This window comes from Massilia rhizosphaerae (assembly GCF_016093545.1).
GTDB lineage: Bacteria > Pseudomonadota > Gammaproteobacteria > Burkholderiales > Burkholderiaceae_D > Telluria > Telluria rhizosphaerae.
Genome location: NZ_JADKYX010000003.1, coordinates 324,719 through 347,199 on the forward strand (window position 1 = coordinate 324,719; position 22,481 = coordinate 347,199).

Here is a 22,481-nt window from a genome sequence, read left to right on the forward strand (position 1 = left end):
GGCGTGGACACCGGCGCGGCGCGCTTGACGCTTTACGGCATGCGGTACGTTGCTGCGGTTGCTGCGGTTACTGCGGGCAGGAACCGGCCGCGCGGTAGTCGACCACCTTGATCTTGCCGGCGATGATGTCGGCCCGCGCCGCCGTCACGCGCTTTTCGATCTCGGGGGTGACGACCATGCGGTTGTCCTTGTCGAGCACCCAGTCCACGCCGCCTTCCTTCAGGCCCTCGTACGTGATGCCCGACGTGAACTGGCCGTTCTTCGCTTTCATGAGGGCTTCGTAGGTGGCGTTGTCGACGCGCTTGACCATCGACGTCAGCATGGTGCCCGGGTACAGGTAGTTCTGGTTCGAGTCGACGCCGATCGCCAGCTTGCCCTTTTCCTTCGCCATCTGCAGCGCGCCCATGCCGGAACCGCCGGCCACGGCGAACACGACGTCGGAGCCGCGGTCGAATTGCGCGCGGGCGAGTTCGCCGCCCTTGGCCGGGTCGTTCCAGGCCGCGCTCGTCGTGCCGACCATGTTCTCCAACACCTGGATCTTCGGCACGACCGACTTCGCGCCCTGCACGTAGCCGCAGGCGAACGCGCGGATCAGGGGAATGTCCATGCCGCCCACGAAGCTGATCGTCTTGGTCCTGGACGCCATCGCGGCGGCGACGCCCACGAGGTAGGAGCCTTCCTGTTCCTTGAACAGCACGGAATTGACGTTCTTGCCCTGGGCATTGCCGTCGACGATGACGAAGTGGACGTTCGGGTATTCGGCCGCGATCTTTTGCACGGGCTGCGTCTGCGAAAAGCCGATCGACACGATCAATTTCAGCTTCTTGCGGGCGAGGGCACGCAGGACTTGTTCGGCCTGGGTATCGTAGTTGGCCTGCGCTTCAAACACCTTGAGGCCGGTTTCCTTCATGAACCGCATCACGCCTTCGGAGGCGGACTGGTTGAAGGACTTGTCGAACTTGCCGCCGGCATCGTAGACGATCGCGAGCTTCGCGCCGGCCATGTCGGCACGGGCAGCGGCGCTGATGCACAACGCCGCGATCGTCAGACAAATATGCTTGAATTTCATCGATTGGCTCCTGAATCCCGTATTGTACCGGCGCAACGGCTGTGCTGGGAGTAGGGGATTTTCGGAACTATGCATCACCCCGTTTATTCATGGCAAATACGATTTTACTTCGTGATTTATTTTGTTGAAATATAAATCCCGCAAGAAAACCAGAATGTGTCACTTGATGAGCGGCAGGACGGGGGCAACGGGGAGGGCGGCGACGGCGGGCGTCGCGGCGGCCGCGACGACGATGTCCGGGGCCGGCACCGGGATGGGCGCGGCGGAAGCGAGGCTGGGCGCCTCGATCGGCCCCGCGAACTGCGACGTGAGGAAGCGGGCGATGCGCGCCTGGGTGTCTTCCAGGTACGGAATGGTCAGGTGGTCCGAGTCGGGCACCGTCTCGTCCCCTATCAGTTGGGCCAGCTTGGCGACGAGCTGGTCGGTGTGCGAATGGGGCACGATGTCGTCGCTGGCCGCGCGCAGCACGAACGTCGGCGCCTTGAGCGTGGGCGCGTACTTGATCGATTCGAAGCGGTGGCGCAGCATGTATTCGATCGGCATCACGCGGAACTTGCGCTTGGCGAGGGCCAGGATCGAGTCGTAGGGCGTGATCAGCACGACGGAATGCACGGGACGTTCCTTCGCCACCTGCACGGCCACGCCGGAACCGAGGCTGCGGCCGACGACGGCGATGCGGCGCGGATCGACGTGGTGGCGCGCGGTCATCCAGTCGAACAGCATGCAGGCGTCGTCGACCATGTGCGCCTCGGCCGGGTCGCCATGCGAGTCGCCGTAGCCGCGGTAATTCACGGCCAGCACGGCCATGCCAGGAAAGAGCTTGCCGGCATCGCGCACGACCCAGGACACTTCCTCGGACCGTCCGCCGAAATAAATGACGGCGGGGCGCGAGCCCGGCATCCGCGGCGTCATCAGCCAGCCGGACAGCCGCGTGCCGTCCTTGGCGCGCAGCACGACGGGGCGCGTGCGGTGTCCGTTGCTGCGCGGATGCGCGACTTCCCGCTCGACGGTGGGATTGAACACGAGACGGCGCTGGTTCGCCGCGACCGCGGCCGTGAGGCCCAGCCACAACATGCTGGCAACGCCAGCCATACCTGCCGCCAATTTTTTCGGAGTGCTCATGTATACAGTCTACCTCTGCCTTCCGGTTTAATCTGTGCGCTGCCCATCAAATACGGCTTCATTATGGAACGGATGCCACAACAGTAGTTTCGCTGCAACAACCTGTTACAGCGCCGGCGTTGTCGCGGCGTGACAGCCTTGCTAGGCTGTTCACGAATGGAGAGCGCGGAGGCGAGGTGAAGTGGAAGTGGAAAACAGTCGTGGCGGCGTGTGCGGCGTTGGGCTTGCTCGTGGTGCTGGTACTGCCGGCGTGGCGGCCCGTCGCGCCGCCGCCCGTGCCGGCCGCCGTGAAGGCGCCGGCGCCATCGGCCGCCGGCACCACGGGTGACGCGGGACCGGCGTGGCTGTCCGGCCCGGGCGAGCCGGCGCCGCTGCCCGCGGCGGCACCGCCCGAACCGCTGGCGCGCCGCATCGAGCGCCTGGCCGCGAGCGGCGACCCGCACGACGCATTCCAGGCCTGGTGGCTGTTGCACACGTGCGTCGTGTTCGAGCGCACGGGGCGGTTGCCGCAGAGCGAAGGGACGGACCGCGAGGTGCTCGCCGATCCCGCGCATGCCTGCGCGACCCTGAACGAAAGGATGAAGATGGCGCGCATCGACCACCTCGAGCGCGCCGCGCGCGCGGGGGTGGACGGCGCGCTGGCGGAGCTGGTCGAGGAAGGCCCGTTCGGCGACCCGACCGCCCTCACGACGCGTCCGGACGATCCGCTCGTCAAGGAGTGGAAGGCGCGCGTCAACGGGATGCTGAACGACCAGGCGGAGCAGGGCGTCTGGTCCAGCCTGTACGAGCTGTTCACGGGCTTCTGGTTCGGCCACCCGGCCATCGCGGCCGACCGCCAGAGCGCACTGGCCTACGGCATGGCGCTGCGCGACATCATGGTCAAGCTGGACGGCGTGCCGGAGCAGCAGGCGATCCCGTTCAACGGCCCTTTCCTGGACGAGATCGGCGCCGGCCTGACGTCCGCCGAGAAGGCCCGCGCCCAGGCGCGTGCCGATGCGATCGTCGCCCGCGCCGCCGACCTGCGCGGGCGGGAGCGTGCCGCGCCGCACTGAGCCATTGCAAATCCGATATCGGTCACGACAAAAAAACGATTGGTCAAAGCCAGCCCATTCGCTCTAGGATGGACGGTTTCACAATTGGTTATCGATAACAAAACGGTTTTCGAAGAGAACGAATCCATGCGAATCCTGAATCTTGCCGTCAGCCTGATGCTCACGCTGGCGTTCACCCTGGGCGTGCTGCCGGCCGCGAACGCCAGTCCGGCCCGGCCGGAGGGCCCGTGCGACATCTATGCGAAGGCGGGCGCGCCCTGCGTCGCCGCGCACAGCACCACGCGCGCGCTGTATGCCGCGTATGACGGACCGCTGTACCAGGTGATGCGCCAGTCGGACGGCAAGACGCTCGACATCGGCGTCGTGCAACCGACGCGCCTGCCGGTTCCCGACGCCGGCGGCTATGCGGACGCGGCGGCGCAGGATGCGTTTTGCGCCAACACCTATTGCTGGATCACGGTGCTGTACGACCAATCGGGCAAGCGCAACCACCTTGTGCAGGCGCCGCGCGGCACCTGGACGGGGCCCGCGCTGGGCGGCATGGACAATCTGCCGCTGGCGGACCTGGCGCCGGTCACCGTGATGGGCCACAAGGTCTATGGCGTGTACATCGCGCCGGGCATGGGCTTGCGCCTGAACGACACGCACGGCGTGCCGGTCGACGACCAGGCGGGCGGGCAATATGCCGTCATCAATGGCTATCACTACAATACCGACTGCTGCTTCGACTACGGCAACGGCGAGATCGACAGCATCGACGACGACAACGGCACCATGGAAGCGATTTATTTCGGCAATGCGACCGGATGGTATCGCGGCAGCGGGCCGGGGCCGTGGGTGATGGCCGACCAGGAAAACAATCTCGTCGGCTGCGTCAACGACGACAAGTCGAAAATGTGCGCAGGCGTGCCCACCCTCGATGCGCGCTTCGTCACCGCCGTCACGAAAGGCAAGCCCGGCCATTGGGCGACGCTGGGCGGCGATGCGCGGCGGGGACGGCTTGCCGTCATGTACGAAGGGCGCAGGATCGACGCTTCGTACGATCCCATGCGCAAGCAGGGCGCCGTCATTCTCGGCAATGGCGGCGACAACAGTGCCACGTCGCAAGGCACGTTCTACGAAGGCGCGATGACGGCGCCCGGGACGTATCCCTCCAACGACACCGACCAGCTGGTCGCGCACAACGTGGCGGCCGCCCGCTACGATGTGGCGGCCGTCAGCGTGGGCGCCGGCGCCAAGGCGGCCGCCGACGTCCCGGCCGGCCTGCACACGTTCGCGCCGCGGGAGTCGCGCGACATGACCGTCACGTTCACGAACACGACGGATCGGCCCGTCCGGGGCGTCACGCTGTCCCTGGCGGTGCCGCAGGGCTGGCGCGCCGCAGCGGGCGGCAAGGCGTCGGCAACCTTCGCGGACGCGATCGCGCCCGGCGCGAGCGTGCATGCCGTATTCAAGGTCACGTCCGGTGCCGCCCCGTTCAATGGCGACGTGAAAGGCGTCGCAACGTGGCCGGATGCCGTGGGCCATGCACGACGCGCCGAATTCGCCGCCGCCAAGGTGCGCAACGTGGCGCCGGTGAAGATCAACGAATTCCGCCTGAGCGACGGCGCCGGCGACAACCCGACCAATGCCTTCATCGAGCTCTATAACGCCGGCGCGCAAGCGGTCGACCTGTCGAACTGGACGTTCGCCCAGCACGCGGCGCGCGAACCGCTGTTTTCCGCAGTGAAGATTCCCGCCGGCACCAGGCTGGCGCCGCACGGCTTCTACGTGCTGGGCTTGTCCAATTCCGGCCTCGTGCTGCCCGCCCAGCCCGGCGACACGACCGTGCACGTGCGCAACGTCGACGGGATCAAGCCGGGCGACACCGTCGTCGTCGGCAGCGGTCCGGACCGCGAAACGCGCAAGGTCGTCCGCGTCGGCACGGCGGCCGGCCAGGCGACGCCCCTGTGGCAGCCGCTCCCCGACGGCCCCATCATCACGATTCCGGCCGGTGCGACGAACGTCCCGGTGACCTCCACCGCGGGTTTCGCAGTCGGCGACACGCTCGCCCTCGGCTACGGCGCCACGTATCCCGACGTCGGGCGCGCGACCGAGCATTACGAGACAGTGACCATCACCGGCGTCGGCACGGCAGGCAACCAGGCGTGGCTCGGCCTCGACGCGCCGGCCGGTTCGACGACGATCCAGGTGACGTCGACCGACGGCATCGCCGCCGGCGACAAGCTGCGGCTCGACATCGACAGCGTCGGCCACGGCATCGACACGGTCACCGTCAAGCACGTGGGCACGGCCGCCCGGCGCACCAGCCTGGCCCGCGATGCGGCAGCCGGCGCGACGACGATCGTCGTGCATGGCGCGATCGGTTTCCCAGCCAGGAAGAACGTCGACTACACGCCCGGCAAAGCCGTGATCGGCGCGCCCGGCCATCTCGAAACCGTGGAGATCGTCAAGGTCGAGGGCCAGCCGGGCGGCAACCTGACGCTGATGATCGCGCCGGCGCTCGCCCAGCCTCACGTGGCCAGCGAACCGTTCGTGGAGCCGGGCACGGGCCTCGAACTGGCGGCGCCATTGCGCTACGACCACGCGGCCAACCTGCCGTTCAGCGTGCGCGGTTCGGGCATCAGCTTCAGTCCCGCCACCCGTCACGCGCACTCGAGCAACGAGCCGGTGCGCCCGGCGGGCAGCGGGATCGTGCTGGACCGCGCCCTGTCCCGTGCCCATGACACCGATGCCGTCGTGCGCGTGGCTACCGTGACCGCCGCCGGCTTCCAGGGCAAGCCGGACCAATGGTTCGGCGGCCCGGCGCCGTCGCGGCAAGCGGGCAGCATGGTGCTGCGCGACGCGGCGGGGCACGTGGTCGACAGCCTGAACTACGGCGGCCTCGTCGATCCATGGGCATCCGGCGGATTCCGCGGCGCCGCCGGCAAGGACGCCACCTGCCACGCGGGCGCGCCGGGCATCGCCAGCTCGTTCGTCTGGGAGCGCGCGCTCCCGGGCATCCCGTTCAGCGGTCCCGTCGGGCAAGTCGACGCGACCCCCGGCAGCACGGGACGCTATCCGGACGGCCAGGACAGCGATGACGATTGCTCGGATTTCGTGACGTCCGCCTCGGTCAGGATCGGCGCCGTGGATGCGGGAGCGAAGGGCGTCAAGGCCGTGTCGGTCGCGCCCTTTGCGCCCGGCCAGGCCGTCGTCGTCGATGCGGGCGACCATGCGGAAACCTTGACGGTCGCCACAGTCGGCTCGCCTGGCATCACCCGTGCAGCGGCGATCGCGGACAAGGGCGCGACGGTCGTCCGGGTCGACGACCCGCGCCAATTCACGGTCGGCCAGGCCGTGGTCATCGGCAGCGGCGCGGATGAAGAGCAGGGCGTCGTCGCGGCGGTGGACACGGCGTGGCGGGCCGGCAAGCTGACCCTCGCGGCGCCGCTGGCGCGCGCGCACGACACGGGGAGCAATGTGTCGGGCACCGGCATCGCCTTCACCGGCCCGCTCGCGAAGTCGCATGCCGCGGGCGCGGTGATGACGGCGGCGGGTGACGTCGCGACGCCGGGCGCGGCCAACACCTATGTCCGTCGCGCGCCTGGGAGATGAGTGACGTGCTTCAGTGCGGCGTGCGCCCGGTCGACGGGCAGCGTCGGACTCGTGTCGCGGCGAATCGAGGGCCTTCGAGCGAAGGCGGCGCTACTGATCAGAAGGAATCTTGGGCTCTTTCAGCAGCTGCGCTTTATAGGCCATCAGCTGGTCGGAAGGAACATCGAAGCGCTTGAGCCACTGGTCAGCGGACCAGCCAATCAGACGAGGCTCGCTTTCGGAAGAGGCGTAGTGGATCTGCACTTCAGATGTCCGGACTGGCCGCAAGAGCATGTTTGGAAGCACCATCCGCGCCGGAGGTGGTGCGTCCGCCGGCGCCGCATCCGGCTGTGGGCCAGCCTGGATAACGACGCCCGCGCCGTAATCGAACAGCCGGAACCAGTCCATCGGCAACTCAGACCGGATGGTCGATTCACCACCCACCTTTTCCAGGTATTCCCTGTTGATGGCCGTCAGCCAGCTAATGGTCTTGATGCCCAGATGCGCGTTGGCGGCGCCGGCGATCAGGTTGCCGGCATCAAAGCCGCGCAACTTCGAGGCGAGGAATGCCTCGAATGCCTGGTTCTCGTCATAGCGCAGGGCTGACAGATTCAGGCTGTGGCCCGCGTAGCCATGGACCGCACGTAACCGTCGCGCGCAGTCAACGAAGAGTTCCAGGAATACGGCCGCGTGCTCCTCGACAAACAGGAGCGGTACAGTAAATCGCATGCCACACAGGCCCCAGTCGCCCATTTTCGCGCGCCAGGCCGGAAGCCCAACGACTTGAAAGTCCCACGGTCCGGCGTCGTACATCTGTTTTCCGCTGGTGTAGTAGAAGCTCACCGCATCGTCCGGGTCTAACTTGGACAACATAACCTTGAGTGGCTTTGCCTGCTCGACGGTCATTGTATCGGGGCCCTCGGGTGGCTCTTCACGCAAGAGCCAGGTCAGCTTAGGCTTGACGGCAGCCTGATAGGCCGCGAAACACTCACTAATGGCCTCACGCACGGGCGGCAGGTGCGCGTCCGTGAAAAAGAGCGTGGCGGCGATAGCGGGCACACAGCCTATATAGTTTTGCGGCCCTTGCGCCGTGAGCAATCCCCCGGGAACGTTCATCGCCTCAGGGTTCGTGCGCATCAGCTCGACGGGGTCGAATGGTAAATCGCTCATGTCAGTCCTTAAAATGCCGGCACGCCGCCTGGTGGCGGCCGTTTCGTCACAATCATGTAAATTATGCCTGCCGCTGCTGCTGCAGGGCCCAATTGTTCAACGGGTAGTTTCGTCGGCTTTGGCTCAGGACGGTCGCAGTCGCACTGCTTGAGGTCTAGCGGCACCATCTTGTTTGGGGCACCGGCAATTTTGATGTAGGCCTGGCGCTGGCCTAACCGATATTTGTCGTCGGGAAACTTCATCTCCACCACTTGCTTGATGTTGTCCTGCGTGGGAGGCTTCGACGGGTCGTTGACGATGACCACATCCGGGCGGCGGGTGTAGCCGCGATTGGCGACGTATGGCTGCGGGCGAGTCGGGTCTTGGGGCCAGAGTGTCGAGGTCCAGCCTCGCCAAAGAGTCCGTCCTTTGGTCGGAATCTCTTTGTCGAGGAACGGTTCTGGCGGCCGCTTCGTCATATCGTAGGTATACTCGGCTTTGTAGGGGCTCGTGTACTTGAGTGCTTCGTCGAGCGCCTTGAGTCGGCTGGAGACACACTCCTGCTTCAGCCGGCGCCCGTCAGCGCCGATATTCGGCTGCGTTTGACACTGGCACATCGCCGAGCAAAGGACCTTCTTATCGGCTGCATCGAGCTCGGGTTGCTTGAGAGGTACCACCGTAGTAGAGCCTTCCGGGGACATATCCCCGACCGCCATTGGCGTCTTTTCCCCCGGCGGAGGAGTGGGGGGGCCCGTCATGCGTCACCGTCCTGAACCAACTCAAACGCCAGAGCTTCGCGTGCGTCGCGGTCGACCCAAGTCGTGTAGCCGTCTGCGTCGGTAGTGCCTGTGATGTATTGCCCACCGGTGGACCGCACACGCACGGCCTGGCTGCGCACTGGGGCTCCGGTCGCGGCGTTGACGAGTTGGAAGCGTCCGCGAAAGCGCCCTTGGCTTTGCGCGACAGGCTCATCGTGGTAGCGGCTTGCAAGCCCGGCTGCCACCACGCCAAAGCCCTGCAGGGACGTACTGGGGGCGTCCGATACGACGGCAGATGCGCCGCCGTTTACCGGGGCCGTGAGGGTCATCTGCTGGCTGGCGACCAGCAGGGCACCACATGCTGTTTTGCACCCGTCATAGGCGACCGCGTGGCCGTCGTCAAGAAAGCCCACGTCCCCCTCCACGATGGGAAACACACCCTTGCATCGCGGGCAGGAGACCATGTCGCCGACCCGAGCCCAACCCTTTCCTTCGGTAGCGGAGAGCTGTGAACAGGTAATGACGGTCCCGCCGTGACTCGTTTTGTCGCCGATAACGATGAGGGGTTTCAAAGTGCCTCCGCTAGTCTTTTTACTTGCATTAAAGTAAATTTTAACATTAATGTTGCATTTGTAAATTTTTCTAATTAAACATTTTGTTCAGCCGAGGAAGATCAAGGTGATGACCTTGCCAGGAGGAACCGTGACCTCATGACTGGCTGTGTTAGCGACGGACGTTATGTTGACCGTGTATTTGGCCAAGGGACTGAGTAAGAGTCGAAGTCGCCCGAATTTTTGTACGATCCGGATCGCAGCGGAACAGCAGCCTCCGATGGTTTTTCAGGGAGTCGATTTGCCATCGGCTAAGGTACTCAACAGGGCGTTTGGAGCCTTGATTGGCAGCAAAGAGCGGTCTCTGCAGATGTATCGGTGGGTCTGCCGATGATAATCATGCGCAATATCTCAAGTTCGGAATAAGACGAGTTCACACCGGACCGATTAAGATGTGCGGCACCACCGCGTTTTTATGGAGAACAAAGTGCACTTCCTGCTGATCTACGACCTGGCCCCCGATTACCTGGAGCGCCGCGGCGAATTCCGCAACGAACACCTCAAGCTGGGCTGGGAAGCCCACGAGCGCGGCGAGATCGTCATTGCCGGGGCCCTGGCCGATCCGGCCGACCAGGCGGTGCTGCTGTTCACCGGCGACTCGCCGGAAGCCGCCGAGCGCTTCGCCCGTGCCGATCCGTACGTCGTCCACGGCCTCGTCAAGCAGTGGCGCGTGCGGCCGTGGACCACCGTCGTCGGCCAGGACGCCGCGAATCCGGTCCGGCCGGGCTGACTCACTTCGCCGGCAACAGTTTCACGACGAGGTCGTGCGTCGTGAGCGCGATCGAGCGGTCGGGCGCCAGGGCCACGCCGACCGGCCGGTCCAGGCCGCCGGGCAGGGGCCCGAGGACGATGCCCGCATGGCCCGCCACGCCGGCCACGGTGCTCGTCACATTGTCCAGGTTGATGCGGCGGATGGTCGAGTTGCCGGTGTCGGCGATGTATAGATCGTTGCCGTCGACCGCGATGCCGCTGGGCGCGCACAGGCGCGAGACGCCCGGGCTGCCGTCGACGGCGTCGCACCGTCCCGCCTGGCCGGCCAGGGTCGACACGATGCCCTTGTCGTTCACCATGCGGATCGTCGAATTGCCCGTGTCGACGACGTAGACATTGCCCCAGTTGTCGACGCCCACGTCCTGCGGGTCGCAGAACTGCGCCTGGCCGCCGTTGCCGTCGCGGCTGCCGCATACGCCCGGCGTGCCGGCCACCGTCGTGACGTTGCCCGAGGCGTCGATGCGGCGCAGCATGTGGTTGCCGGTGTCGGCCACCCACAGGTTGCCGTCGCGGTCCAGCGCGATGCCCCGCGGCCTGCAGAAGCGCGCGGTGGCGCCCCGGCCGTCCGCGCTGCCGCACGTGCCGTTGCCGGCGATGGTCGTCGTCGTGCCGTCGGGCGCGATGCGGCGGATGACGGAATTGCCGCTGTCCGTCACGTACAGGTTGCCGTCGGTATCGGCGACGAGCCGGCTCGGGTCGTTGAACCGTGCCGCCGCGCCGCTGCCGTCCGCGTAGCCGACGGCGCCGCGCGTGCCGGCCAGGGTCGTGACCACGCCCTGGGGCGAGATCTTGCGCACGGTGGCGCTGGCGCTTTCCGCCACGTACAGGTTGCCGGCCGCGTCCGCCGTGATGCCCTGCGGCGCGTTGAAGCGGGCGCCGGCGCCGGTGCCGTCCTGCGAGCCCGTGCATTGCCCGCAGATGTCGCCCGCGATCGGGAACAGGCCCGTGGCGCCCTGTGGCCGGTCGGGCCAGCTGGGCCAGTCGGGATGGTCGGGCCACGGGTGGTCGTCCTCGTGAAACCAGCCGACTCCGATGGCGACGTCGCCGCCGCACGCGGCCAGGCCGAGCAGCAGGCTGGCGGTCAGCAGGAGCAAGCGTACTGTGCGTTCGAATGCAGTCATGGCCGAACCCCGGATGGAAACGGCATCGAGCTTACCGCGCATCGCTAGGTGCGACATGCGTGCGCGCAAAGCGCGCGGGCCGGTCATGTGCAGGTCGGCCGCTCGTCGCGTCGACGCGACGGCGTGTCCGTGTGCGCTGCATGCGAGCGGCGCAGACTTATCCGTAAGGTAAGATTCCGCACGCAACCACAACCGCTGGAGGACCATGCACACCGCCGTCAATCTGTGGCCGCTGCTCGGCATCGCTGCCGTCGCCGCCGGATTCCTGTTGCGCGCCCACCCGGTGCTCGTCGTGATCGTCGCCTGCGGCGTCACGGGCTGGGCCGCGCACCTGCCCGTGGCGCGCCTGCTGGAATCGCTCGGCAGCGCGTTCATCAAGACCCGCAACCTGCCGCTGATCCTGCTGCTGCCGCTGGCCGCGATCGGCCTGCTGGAACGCTACGGCCTCAAGGAATACGCGCAGGCCGGCATCGCCCGTGTCCGGTCGGCTACGACGGGGCGCCTGCTGACGGTGTACCTGCTGGCGCGCGAGGTCGCCGCCGCGTTCGGGCTGACGAGCCTCGGCGGCCATCCGAACATGGTGCGCCCGCTCGTCGCGCCGATGGCCGAGGCGGCGGCCGAGGCGCGCCACGGGACCCTGCCCGAGCCGCTGCGCCAGCGCATCCGGGCCATGAGCGCGGCCACGGACAATGTCGGCCTGTTCTTCGGCGAGGACGTGTTCGTCGCGTTCGGCGCCATCGTGCTGATGCAGACGATCCTCAAGGCCGAGGGCCTCGAGGTGGATCCCGTCGGGATGGCCTTGTGGGGTTTGCCGACGGCCGTGACGGCCTTCGTCATCCACGCCTGGAACCTGCGCCGGCTCGACGCGCGCATCCGCCGCGAGGCCGGCCGGTGATCGTGTCCCTCGACGTTTTCTACGTGCTCGTCGGCCTGCTGTTCGCGGCGACGGCCGTCATGACGGTGCGCGACAGGACCAATCCGCGCCGCGTCACGACGGCGCTGTTCTGGGGCCTGTACGCGCTGGTCTACCTGCTGGGCGAACGCCTGGCGCCGGCCGTGGCGGGCGTGCTGATGATCGCGATGGCGCTCGTCGCCGGCTGCGGCTTGGTGCGCCCCGGCCGCGCCGACGTCCCGCCGGAAGCGGCGCGGAAGGCCAGCGCGGCGCGCCTCGGCAACCGGCTGCTCGTGCCGGCGCTGGCGATTCCCGTCGTGACGATGCTCGGTTCCGTCGTGCTCAAGGACGTGCATATCGGCGCGGCCTTCCTGCTGGACCCGAAGAACGTGACGCTGGTGAGCATGGGCTGCGGCAGCATCGCCGCGCTGGCGCTCGCGTGCGGGCTCACGCGCGCGACGCCGCTGCAGGGCGTGCGCGAGGCGCGCCGGCTGATCGATGCGATGAGCTGGGCCGTCGTGCTGCCGCACATGCTGGCCGTGCTTGGGCTGCTGTTTTCCGAGGCAGGCGTGGGCAAGGCCGTGGCCCACGTCGCGACGCGTTATCTGCCCCTCGACTCGCGGCTCTTGGCCTGCGCCGCGTTCTGCGTGGGCATGGCATTATTTACCGTCGTGATGGGCAATGGCTTCGCCGCGTTTCCCGTCATCGCGGGCGGCATCGGGATTCCCGTGCTCGTCGGCGTGTACCATGCGAATCCGGCCGTGATGGCGGCCATCGGCATGTTCAGCGCCTATTGCGGCACCTTGATGACGCCCATGGCCGCGAATTTCAACATCGTGCCGGCGGCGCTGCTCGACCTGCCCGACAAGAATGCCGTGATCAAGGCCCAGCTGCCGACCGCGCTGCCGCTGCTGGGCGCGAATATCGTGTTGTTGTATTTTTTGATGTATCGATGAGGCGAACATGACCGCACCGACTCCCCAAGCTCCCGCCCGGACCGTCCTCCTGACCGGGTTCGACCCCTTCAACGGCGCCGCCATCAATCCGTCGTGGGAAGCCGCGCGGCTACTTGACGGCTGGTCCGGGCCGGGCTTCGCGGTGGCCGCGCGCCGGCTCCCCTGCGCGTTCGGCGCCGCCATCGACGCGCTGCGCGCCGCCATCGCCGAGGTCAAGCCCGACGTCGTGATCTCCGTCGGCCAAGCCGGCGGCCGCTCCGAGATTTCGCTGGAGCGCGTGGCCATCAACATGGACGACGCGTCGATCCGCGACAACGCGGGCCGCCAGCCCATCGACACGCCCGTCGTGGCGGACGGACCGGCCGCGTATTTCACCACCTTGCCCGTCAAGGCCATCGTGAAAGCGCTGCGCCTGCGCGGCTTTCCGGCCAGCGTGTCGCAGACGGCGGGCACCTTCGTCTGCAACCACGTGTTCTACGGCTTGATGCACCAGACCGCCGGACAGCCGCTGAAGGCGGGGTTCATCCACGTGCCGTTCCTGCCGGAGCAGGCCGCGGACCGGCCGGAGCGGCCGCCGTCGATGGCATTGCGCGACATCGTCGACGCGTTGCGCATCGCGGTGGAGGTGGCGGTCGTCACGGAAAGCGACGCAGTAGAAGCTGGCGGCGCGACCCATTAATTCGTGTAGATAAGGACGTAGGGTGGGCATTCGAGGCCGGGGGCCTCGAATGAAACGAGCCCACCAAGCGCATGCGGTCCGCGCACATGGTGGGCACGTGATTGATGCCCCCGGCATCAATCACCCCACCCTACGGTTCTCCAGCGGGATTTAAAATTTTGAGGAACGCCCGCACGACCGGCGCATCGTCCTGCGTGGGATACGTGATGTACAGATTGGCCGACGGCGGATTCGTGCGCACCGGCAGGAAGCGCACGCCCGGCCAGCCGATGCGGCTCGTCGTCGCCGGCATCAGCGCCACGCCCAGCCCGGCGCCCACCATCGCGAGCAGGGTCTGCGGCTCGGCCGCCTCCTGGAAGATCGCCGGCTGGAAGCCCGCGTTGACGCAGCACTGGATCAGGTAGCGCGGTTCGGCCGACTGGTCCAGGTGCAAGGTCAGCATCGGCTCGTTGGCGATGTCGATCAGCTCGATGGCGTCCTGCTGCGCCAGCGGGTGCTGGGCATTGATCGCGACGCACACCTCTTCGCGGAAGCACAGTTCCTGGCGCAGGCCGGCGTTCTTCAGCATGTCTTCGTCGATCCTCGGCTCGCGCCAGAAGCCGACGTCGATCTGGCGGCCGCGCAGCGCGTCCCACTGGTCGTTCGGGCCCAGTTCGTGGATGGTCCACGTCACGCGCGGGAACTGGCTCTGGAATTGTTCCAGCAGGCCGGGAATCGGGCCCCACATCGCGGAGCCGACGATGCCGACGCGCAGGCGCCCGACCTCGCCGCGGTCGATCTGGCGGATCGTGTCGATGGTCATGCGCATGCGGCCTAGCAGGTCGGCCGCCTCGTGCATCAGCGCCTTGCCGGCGACGGTCAGCTCGAAGCTGCGCGTCGTGCGCGCGAACAGGCGCACCCCGAGTTCGCTCTCCAGCTTCATGATCTGCTGCGACAACGGCGGCTGCGAGATGTGCAGGCGCTCGGCGGCGCGCGAAAAGCTTTTTTCCTCGGCCACCGCCAGGAAGTATTTCAGTTGCTTCAGGTCGATCGACATGGCGTCTCCGCGAATGGGCTCAGACGTGCGCCGTGGCGTGCAGCGCCGCCGCAAGGCGGGCGCCGACGAGGGCGTTGTGCTTCACGAGCGCGATGTTGGTGGCGAGGCTGCGGCCGCCCGTCAGGTCCTTGATGCGGGCCAGCAGGAACGGCGTCACGGCCTTGCCCTTGACGCCTTGCGCGCCGGCCTCGCGCAGCGCTTGCGCGATGATGCCGTCGATCTCGTCGTTCTGCAGCGCCGATTCGGCCGGCACCGGATTGCTGACGACGACGCCGCCGCTCAGCCCCAGCTGCCACTTGGTGCGGATGAAGCGGGCCTGCTGCTCCGGCGTGTCGAGCTGGAAGTCGGCGTTGAAGCCCGATTCGCGCGTGAAGAATGCGGGGAAGCCCGGCTGGCCGACGCTCACCACCGGCACGCCGTGCGTCTCCAGGTATTCCAGCGTGAGGCCGATGTCGAGGATCGACTTCACGCCCGCGCACACGACGGCCACGCTGGTGCGCGCCAGTTCCTGCAGGTCGGCCGAGATGTCGAAGCTCGTGGCCGCGCCGCGGTGCACGCCGCCGATGCCGCCCGTGACGAACACCTCGATGCCGGCCAGCGCCGCGCAGATCATCGTCGCGGCCACCGTCGTCGCGCCCAGCTTTTTCTCGGCCAGCGCGTAGGCGAGGTCGCGCCGGCTGACCTTGAGGGCATCCTGCGCATTGCCCAGCCGTTCGAGCTGGGCGTCCGCCAGGCCCACGCAGATGCGGCCGTCGATGAGGGCGATGGTGGCCGGCGTCGCGCCGGCGGCGCGGATCACCTGCTCGACCTCGCGCGCCGTCCGCACGTTCTGCGGGTACGGCATGCCGTGCGAAATGATCGTCGACTCGAGCGCGACGACGGGCTTGCCGGCCGCGCGCGCGGCCGCGACTTCGGGAGAAAACTGGAGGAAGGATTGCATGTTCAGTCCTGTGAAAGCGGGTGATGTTCGGTGGCGAGGCTGCTCGGACCCAGGCCCGGATGCACGGTCTCGGGCACGCCCAGCGTGAGGGCCGACAGGTGCAGGCCGCGCCGGCATGCGAGCACGAGGTCGTCGGTCCCGTCGTCCTGCACGAGCGACCAGCAGACGGCGGCGGCGAACGCGTCGCCGGCCCCCGTCACGTCGACGACGTCGACGGGCGGCGCGGGCAGGTCGACGACATCGTCGCCGGCGGTGACGAGCACGCCGCGCGCGCCGCGCGTGACGACGAGGTCGCGCGCGCCCTGGGCCTGCACGTCGCGCATGGCCGCTTCGATGGCAGCGTCGTCCGCCAGCGGCCGGCCGACGCGGGCCGCGAGTTCGCCGGCGTTGAGGATCAACAGGCGCACGCCGGACAGGTCGTCCGGCAGGCGCGCCATCTTCGGTTCGGACACGGCGACGACGACCAGCGGCGTGGCGTTGCGCCGCGCCTGGCGGGCGAGGGCGGCGACGGTGTCCTGCGGCAGGTTCAGGTCCGCCACGACGAGGGCCGCGCCCGCGAGCTGGGCCTGGCGCGCGTCGATGAACGCGGCCTCGAGCCGGTCGTACAGCGCCATGTCGGCCAGCGCGACGACCATCTCGCCGTCGCGGTCCAGCACGGCCGTGTACGTGCCGCTGCAGCAGCCTTCCAGGCGCAGCGCGCCGCGCACGTCGATGCCGAGGCTTTCCGCGTGCGCGAGCAGGGCGGCGCCGGACGAATCGGCGCCGATGGCGGTCAGCAGTGCGGCGGTCGTGCCCAGCCGGGCGAGGTTCTCCGCGATGTTGCGCGCCACGCCGCCGAACGATTCGCTCTGGCTGGCCGGGTTCGACGTGCGCAGCGCGATGGCGGCCGTCGAGCGTAGCTTGCGGTCCAGGTTCGCGGCGCCTACGCAGACGACGGGACGGCGGTCCGGCAGCACGTAGGCGCGCCCCAGCAGCTTGCGCTCGCGGATCAGGCCCGCGATATAGCCGGCGACGGCCGAGCGCGACAAGCCCAGCTGGTTGGCGAGGTCTTGCTGCGAAATGAACGGGTTCGCGCGGATGGCCTCGTACAACTGTTGTTTTTTTGGCGATTCGGTCACGATGACGGGTGAATTAAACTTTTGTTTTTCATCTTAAACATATGTTTTGTCGCGGTCAACGTGGCGATATGCATGGGAGAAGTCTAGCGTGAATTTATTGCGTGAAGATATAAATCCGCCAGAAAAATGGTATTTGCCAACACAATCCGCATTCATGCATAGTTGACATATTTTGGTGCACCGCCAGCCTCATCTCGACCGGACCGCGACAATGACCACCCAACAGTTCAGCAACACCCCCTTCGAAGCCGCCGACGTCATCCGCGCCCGCAAGCCGGGCTTCACGCCGCGCGTGGCCCTGATCCTCGGTTCCGGCCTCGGCGTGCTGGCCGAGCAGATGACGGATGCGGTGGCGATCGGCTATGCCGACCTGCCGGGCTTCCCGATCAGCACCGTGCACGGCCATGCCGGCGAACTGGTGCTGGGCACGCTCGCGGGCGTGCCGGTCGCGTGCATGAAGGGCCGCGGCCACTTTTATGAAGGCTATGGCCCGGGCGTGATGACGTCCGCGGTGCGCACCTTCAAACTGATCGGCTGCGAACTGCTGTTCGTGACGAATGCGGCCGGCTCGCTGCGTCCGGAAGTGGACGCCGGCAGCGTCGTCGTGCTGACGGACCACATCAACCTGCTGCCGGGCAGCCCGATGGCCGGCCCGAACGACGACCGCTTCGGCCCGCGCTTCTTCAGCATGGCCAACGCGTACGACGCCGGCATCCGCGACCTGATCAAGGCCACGGCGGCGGACAAGAACATCGCCGTGAACGAAGGCGTGTACCTGGCGTGCCCGGGTCCGAACTTCGAGACGGCCGCCGAGATCCGCGCATTCAAGGCGCTCGGCGCGGACGTCGTCGGCATGTCCGTCGTGCCGGAAGTGATCGCGGCGCGCCACTGCGGCCTGAAGGTGGCGGGCGTTTCCGCCATCACAAATTTGGCCGAGGGCTTGAGCCCGTTCCCGCTGTCGCACGAGCAGACGCTGAAGTATGCTGCGGTGGCGGCCAAGGAGATGGTCACGCTGATCCACGGCTTCATCGAACGTCTGGGCAAGACCGCCTGATCACGGGAATAGGGAAGGGATACCATGTCACGCGCATTCATCCTCCTGCTGGACTCCTTCGGCCTGGGCGCCTTGCCCGACGCCGATAAATACGGCGACGCGGGCGCCGACACCCTCGGCCACATCGCGCAGTGGGCGCAGGCATCGGGCAAGCCGCTGGCGCTGCCCACGCTGGAAGCGATCGGCCTCGGCGCCGCCGCGCACAAGGCCAGCGGCGCATGGCCCGCGGGATTCAACAAGCGCGACGGCTTCACCGGCGCCTGGGGCGTCGCGCGCGAACGCTCCACCGGCAAGGACACGCAGAGCGGCCACTGGGAAATCGCCGGCGTGCCCGTGCTGTTCGACTGGGGCTACTTCCCGAAGACGGTGCCGACCTTCCCGCAGGCGCTGACCGACAAGCTGGCCGAGGTCACGGGCGTGCCGGGCTGGCTGGGCAACTGCCATGCGTCCGGCACGACCATCATCACGGAACTGGGCGACGAGCATGTCGCGACCGGCAAGCCGATCATCTACACGTCGGCCGACTCGGTGATGCAGATCGCCGCGCACGAAGAGCACTTCGGCCTCGAGCGCCTGTACCAGGTGTGCGAAGCCGCGTACGAACTGGTCAAGCCGTACAACATCGGACGCGTGATCGCGCGTCCGTTCACGGGCGCCAACGGCAACTACAAGCGCACGAGCAACCGCCACGATTACGCCGTGCCCCCGGTCGCCCCTACCTTGCTGGACCACGTGAAGGATGCCGGGGGCGAGGTCATCGCGCTCGGCAAGATCAGCGACATCTTTGCCGGCCAGGGCGTCACGCAACTCATCAAGGGCGCCGACAACATGGCGCTGTTCGACCGCCTGCTGGAAGTGGCCGGCACGGCGCCGGACAAATCGCTCACGTTCGTGAATTTCGTCGACTTCGACATGCACTTCGGCCACCGCCGCGACGTGGCCGGCTACGCGAACGCGCTGCACGAACTGGATGCGCGCCTGCCGGACTTCATCGCGAAGTTGAAGGAGGGCGACCTCGTCGTCATCACGGCGGACCACGGCTGCGACCCGACGTGGGCCGGCTCCGACCACACGCGCGAACACATCCCGATGCTGTTCTTCGGCCCGGCCGCGCCCGCGCGCGAGCTGCCGGTGTCCGACACGTTCTCCGACATCGGTGCCACGCTGGCGCACCACCTCGGCGTCCAACCCCTTGCCAACGGAACCGCATTGTTATGAGCCCGAATTTGGATTTCAAGCGTAATACCGCCATCGGTCTCGACCTGGGCTGGATCAACCACCTGAAGGTCAACCGCAACGCGGCCGACCGCCGCGCCGCCAGCCTCGCGAACCGGCGCACGGTCAAGAAGGAATATCAGGCCGCGTGGCTGATCCGCGCCATCGAGTGCATCGACCTGACCACCTTGTCGGGCGACGACACGCCGGGCCGCGTCGAGCGCCTGTGCCGCAAGGCGATGCGCCCGCTGCGCGCGGACCTGATGCAGGCGCTGGGCCTCGACTCGCTGACGACGGGCGCCGTGTGCGTGTATCACGAAATGATCCGCCCCGCGGCCGAGGTGCTGCGGGGCCGCCTGCCGATTGCCGCCGTCTCGACGGCGTTCCCGGCGGGCCTCTCCAGCCTCGAAACGAAGATCCGCGAGATCGAACTGTCCGTGGCCGCCGGCGCCAGCGAGATCGACATCGTCATCACGCGCCAGCACGTCCTGACCGGCAACTGGCAAGCGCTGTACGACGAGATGGTCGCCTACCGCCAGGCGTGCGGCGACGCGCACGTGAAGGCGATCCTCGCGACGGGCGATCTCGTCACATTGGAAAACGTAGCAAAAGCGTCGTGGGTCTGCATGATGGCAGGCGCCGACTTTATCAAGACATCGACCGGCAAGGAAGGTGTGAACGCGACCATTCCCGTGTCGCTGGTGATGGTACGAGCGATCCGCGAGTACTACGAACGCACCGGCTACAAGGTCGGCTACAAGCCGGCCGGGGGTGTGTCCTCCGCCAAGGCCGCATTGCAATACCTGACCGTGATGAAGGAAGAGCTGGGCAACGAATGGCTGCAGCCGCACCTGTTCCGCATCGGCGCATCGAGCCTGCTGACCGACATTGAGCGCCAGCTCGAACACTACGTCACCGGCAGCTATTCGGCTGTCCATCGTCACGCGCAACCTTGATCGGACCTGTCATGCCCACTATCAAAGAGATTCTTCAGACCATGGATTACGGCCCCGCACCCGAGAGCACCAAGGAAGCGCAAGCGTGGCTGGAATCGCATGGCCGCCGTTTCGGCCTGTTCGTCGACGGCGCCTGGACGGATGTTGCCGAGACCTTCGGCTCGTTCAACCCGGCCGACGGCAGCGAACTGGCGCAGGTGACGCAGGCGAGCCAGGCCGACGTCGACCGCGCCGTCGACGCCGCGCGCCGCGCGCAGCTGGGCTGGGTCGCGCTCGGTGGCCACGGCCGCGCGAAAGTCCTGTACGCGCTGGCGCGCCTGCTGCAAAAGCACGCGCGCCTGTTCGCCGTGCTGGAAACGCTGGACAACGGCAAGACGATCCGCGAGACGCGCGACGCCGACCTGCCGCTGGCCGCCCGTCATTTCTATCACCACGCCGGCTGGGCCCAGCTGCAGTCGGAAGAATTCGCGGACTACCGCGCCGTCGGCGTCGTCGGCCAGATCGTGCCGTGGAATTTCCCGCTGCTGATGCTGGCGTGGAAGGTGGCGCCCGCGCTCGCCGCCGGCAATACCGTCGTGTTCAAGCCGGCCGAATTCACGTCGTTGACGGCGCTGCTGTTCGCCGAGATGTGCCAGCAGTCCGGCGTGCCGGCCGGTGTCGTCAACATCGTCACGGGCGACGGCCGCGTGGGCGAGGCGATCGTGAATCACCCGGGCATCGACAAGCTGGCGTTCACCGGCTCGACGGAAGTGGGCCGCATCATCCGCAAGGCCACGGCCGGCACGGGCAAGAAACTGTCGCTGGAACTGGGCGGCAAGTCGCCGTTCATCGTGTTCGACGACGCCGACCTGGACGCGGCCGTCGAAGGCCTCGTCGATTCCATCTGGTTCAACCAGGGCCAGGTCTGCTGCGCCGGGTCGCGCCTGCTCGTGCAGGAAACGATCTACCCGCGCTTCATCGAGAAGGTCAAGGCGCGCATGCGCAACCTGCGCGTCGGCTCGCCGCTGGATAAATCGAACGACATCGGCGCGCTGGTCGATCCGGTGCAGCAGCAGCGTATCCACGGCCTCGTGGAATCGGCGCGCGCCGAAGGCTGCGAGATCTGGCAGCCGGAAGCAGAGACGCCGCAGGCCGGCGCCTGGTATCTGCCCACGTTGATCACGGGCGCGTCGACGTCGGCGACCGTGTCGCAGACGGAAATCTTCGGCCCCGTGCTCGTCGCGTCGAGCTTCCGCACGCCGGGCGAAGCCGTGCAGCTCGCGAACAACACGGTGTACGGCCTCGCGGCGTGCGTGTGGAGCGAGTCGATCAGCCTCGCGCTGGACGTCGCCCCGCAGATCAAGGCCGGCGTCGTGTGGATCAACACGGCGAACCAGTTCGATGCAGCGTGCGGCTTCGGCGGCTACAAGGAATCCGGCTTCGGCCGCGAGGGCGGCAAGGAAGGCATGGTTGAGTACCTGACGCCGCTGGCGGAAGATGCGCGCCCGGCCGCGCCGGTCAATGCCGCTCAGTTGAAGCAAACCGGTAAAGTGAAGCTGGCAAGCGGCGACAGCCCGTTCGCCGTCGATCGCACGGCGAAGCTGTACATCGGCGGCAAGCAGGCGCGCCCGGACGGCGCGTACAGCCGCGCGATCCATGGCGCGAACGGAGAATTCCTGGCCGACGTGGGAGAAGGCAACCGCAAGGACATCCGCAATGCCGTGGAGGCCGCGCACAAGGCGTCCGGCTGGGCGAAGGCGACGGCGCACAACCGCGCGCAGGTGCTGTACTACATCGCCGAGAACCTGGCCGTGCGGGCCGACGAATTCGCCGCCCGCATCGCCGCGCAGACTGGCGCCAAGGATGCCGCGCGCGAAGTGCGGGCGTCGATCGAGCGCCTGTTCTACTGGGCCGCGTGGGCCGACAAATACGACGGCCTGGCGCACCAGCCGCCGATGCACGGCATCACCGTCGCGCTGAACGAACCCGTCGGCGTGATCGGCATCGTGTGCCCGGACGAGAACCCGCTGCTGGGCTTCATCTCGCTCGTGGCGCCGGCGCTGGCGCTGGGCAATCGCGTGGTCGCGGTGCCGTCGGAAGCGCATCCGTTGTCCGCGTTGGACCTGTACCAGGTGCTGGACACGTCCGACCTGCCGGGCGGCGCGCTGAACATCGTCACGGGCAGCCACGACGAACTGGCGCGCACCCTGGCGTCGCACTTCGACGTGGATGCCGTGTGGCGCCACGATGGCTCGCAGGACGGCTGCGCGGAAGTGGAGCGCCTGGCGGCGGAATCGCTGAAGCGCACGTGGACGGGCGGCGCGAAAGGGCGCGACTGGTTCGATGCGAAGCAGGCGTGCGGGCGCATGGTGTTGCAGCATGCAAGCCAGGTCAAGAACGTGTGGATTCCCTACGGCGTGTAATTGC

19 protein-coding genes are annotated in these 22,481 nt (G+C 67.3%); 10 read left to right on the forward strand and 9 right to left on the reverse strand.

Annotation, left to right across the window (positions count from 1 at the left end):
* Positions 1–67: 67 nt before the first annotated feature.
* Both ISF28_RS07110 and ISF28_RS07115 read right to left on the reverse strand, forming a co-directional pair.
* A complete protein-coding gene (locus tag ISF28_RS07110; RefSeq protein WP_198116459.1) occupies positions 68–1,069 on the reverse strand; it encodes a BMP family lipoprotein in 1,002 nt (333 codons plus the stop codon).
* 159 nt (positions 1,070–1,228) lie between these two features.
* Entirely contained in the window at positions 1,229–2,161 is a 933-nt protein-coding gene (locus ISF28_RS07115) for an alpha/beta hydrolase (RefSeq protein ID WP_229518919.1), read from the reverse strand.
* 230 nt (positions 2,162–2,391) lie between these two features.
* Between ISF28_RS07115 and ISF28_RS07120 the strand changes: the two genes are divergently transcribed.
* Positions 2,392–3,243, forward strand: coding sequence for a hypothetical protein (locus ISF28_RS07120; RefSeq protein ID WP_198116461.1), 852 nt, complete (start codon positions 2,392–2,394; stop codon positions 3,241–3,243).
* 126 nt (positions 3,244–3,369) lie between these two features.
* Positions 3,370–6,840, forward strand: coding sequence for an arabinofuranosidase catalytic domain-containing protein (locus tag ISF28_RS07125; RefSeq protein ID WP_198116462.1), 3,471 nt, complete (start codon positions 3,370–3,372; stop codon positions 6,838–6,840).
* Between the two features lie 90 nt (positions 6,841–6,930).
* On the opposite strand, the gene ISF28_RS07130 is transcribed toward ISF28_RS07125, so the two are convergent.
* Genes ISF28_RS07130 through ISF28_RS07140 form a run of 3 tightly spaced genes read right to left on the reverse strand, consistent with a single transcriptional unit; the run spans position 6,931 to position 9,298 of the window.
* Positions 6,931–7,989 carry a type VI immunity family protein gene (locus ISF28_RS07130; RefSeq protein WP_198116463.1) on the reverse strand — a complete coding sequence of 353 codons (1,059 nt, stop codon included), beginning with the start codon at positions 7,987–7,989 and terminating at the stop codon, positions 6,931–6,933.
* A gap of 8 nt (positions 7,990–7,997) precedes the next feature.
* Positions 7,998–8,669 carry a VRR-NUC domain-containing protein gene (locus tag ISF28_RS07135; protein ID WP_198116464.1) on the reverse strand — a complete coding sequence of 224 codons (672 nt, stop codon included), beginning with the start codon at positions 8,667–8,669 and terminating at the stop codon, positions 7,998–8,000.
* Between the two features lie 53 nt (positions 8,670–8,722).
* A complete protein-coding gene (locus ISF28_RS07140; protein ID WP_229518920.1) occupies positions 8,723–9,298 on the reverse strand; it encodes a PAAR domain-containing protein in 576 nt (191 codons plus the stop codon).
* Between the two features lie 466 nt (positions 9,299–9,764).
* On the opposite strand from ISF28_RS07140, the gene ISF28_RS07145 reads away from it, so the two are divergent.
* Entirely contained in the window at positions 9,765–10,067 is a 303-nt protein-coding gene (locus ISF28_RS07145) for a YciI-like protein (protein ID WP_198116590.1), read from the forward strand.
* Position 10,068: 1 nt separating this feature from the next.
* Here the strand turns inward: ISF28_RS07145 and ISF28_RS07150 are convergent, their stop codons facing one another.
* Complete coding sequence (locus tag ISF28_RS07150; RefSeq protein WP_198116465.1) at positions 10,069–11,229, reverse strand: SMP-30/gluconolactonase/LRE family protein; 1,161 nt, start codon at positions 11,227–11,229, stop codon at positions 10,069–10,071.
* A 205-nt stretch (positions 11,230–11,434) separates the two neighbouring features.
* Here ISF28_RS07150 and ISF28_RS07155 point away from each other — a divergent pair, with 205 nt between their 5' ends.
* Genes ISF28_RS07155 through pcp form a run of 3 tightly spaced genes read left to right on the forward strand, consistent with a single transcriptional unit; the run spans position 11,435 to position 13,756 of the window.
* Positions 11,435–12,124: a DUF969 domain-containing protein gene (locus tag ISF28_RS07155; protein ID WP_198116466.1), complete on the forward strand. Its 690-nt coding sequence runs from the start codon at positions 11,435–11,437 to the stop codon at positions 12,122–12,124.
* A complete protein-coding gene (locus tag ISF28_RS07160; protein WP_198116467.1) occupies positions 12,121–13,077 on the forward strand; it encodes a DUF979 domain-containing protein in 957 nt (318 codons plus the stop codon). Before ISF28_RS07155 ends, ISF28_RS07160 begins: the two co-directional genes overlap by 4 nt.
* Positions 13,078–13,084: 7 nt before the next feature.
* The gene (gene pcp / locus ISF28_RS07165) at positions 13,085–13,756 is read left to right on the forward strand and encodes a pyroglutamyl-peptidase I (RefSeq protein ID WP_198116468.1); all 672 of its coding nucleotides are present in this window, start codon (positions 13,085–13,087) and stop codon (positions 13,754–13,756) included.
* Positions 13,757–13,886: 130 nt separating this feature from the next.
* On the opposite strand, the gene ISF28_RS07170 is transcribed toward pcp, so the two are convergent.
* The 3 genes from ISF28_RS07170 to ISF28_RS07180 are packed head-to-tail and all read right to left on the reverse strand — an operon-like array spanning position 13,887 to position 16,850.
* Positions 13,887–14,792, reverse strand: a complete 906-nt coding sequence (locus ISF28_RS07170; RefSeq protein ID WP_198116469.1) for a LysR family transcriptional regulator — start codon at positions 14,790–14,792, stop codon at positions 13,887–13,889.
* Between the two features lie 19 nt (positions 14,793–14,811).
* On the reverse strand, positions 14,812–15,732 hold the full coding sequence (locus tag ISF28_RS07175; protein ID WP_198116470.1) for a pseudouridine-5'-phosphate glycosidase: 921 nt from the start codon (positions 15,730–15,732) through the stop codon (positions 14,812–14,814).
* Positions 15,733–15,734: 2 nt separating this feature from the next.
* On the reverse strand, positions 15,735–16,850 hold the full coding sequence (locus tag ISF28_RS07180; RefSeq protein WP_198116471.1) for a carbohydrate kinase: 1,116 nt from the start codon (positions 16,848–16,850) through the stop codon (positions 15,735–15,737).
* A 211-nt stretch (positions 16,851–17,061) separates the two neighbouring features.
* Here ISF28_RS07180 and xapA point away from each other — a divergent pair, with 211 nt between their 5' ends.
* From xapA to ISF28_RS07200, 4 genes are read left to right on the forward strand one after another with little or no spacing between them, the layout of a single operon-like run.
* On the forward strand, positions 17,062–17,904 hold the full coding sequence (gene xapA / locus ISF28_RS07185; RefSeq protein ID WP_198116472.1) for a xanthosine phosphorylase: 843 nt from the start codon (positions 17,062–17,064) through the stop codon (positions 17,902–17,904).
* A gap of 24 nt (positions 17,905–17,928) precedes the next feature.
* Positions 17,929–19,122: a phosphopentomutase gene (locus tag ISF28_RS07190; RefSeq protein ID WP_198116473.1), complete on the forward strand. Its 1,194-nt coding sequence runs from the start codon at positions 17,929–17,931 to the stop codon at positions 19,120–19,122.
* Positions 19,119–20,075, forward strand: coding sequence for a deoxyribose-phosphate aldolase (gene deoC / locus ISF28_RS07195; protein ID WP_198116474.1), 957 nt, complete (start codon positions 19,119–19,121; stop codon positions 20,073–20,075). The genes ISF28_RS07190 and deoC overlap by 4 nt, the downstream gene beginning before the upstream one ends.
* 11 nt (positions 20,076–20,086) lie before the next feature.
* Entirely contained in the window at positions 20,087–22,477 is a 2,391-nt protein-coding gene (locus ISF28_RS07200) for an aldehyde dehydrogenase family protein (RefSeq protein ID WP_370663398.1), read from the forward strand.
* Positions 22,478–22,481: the final 4 nt, after the last annotated feature.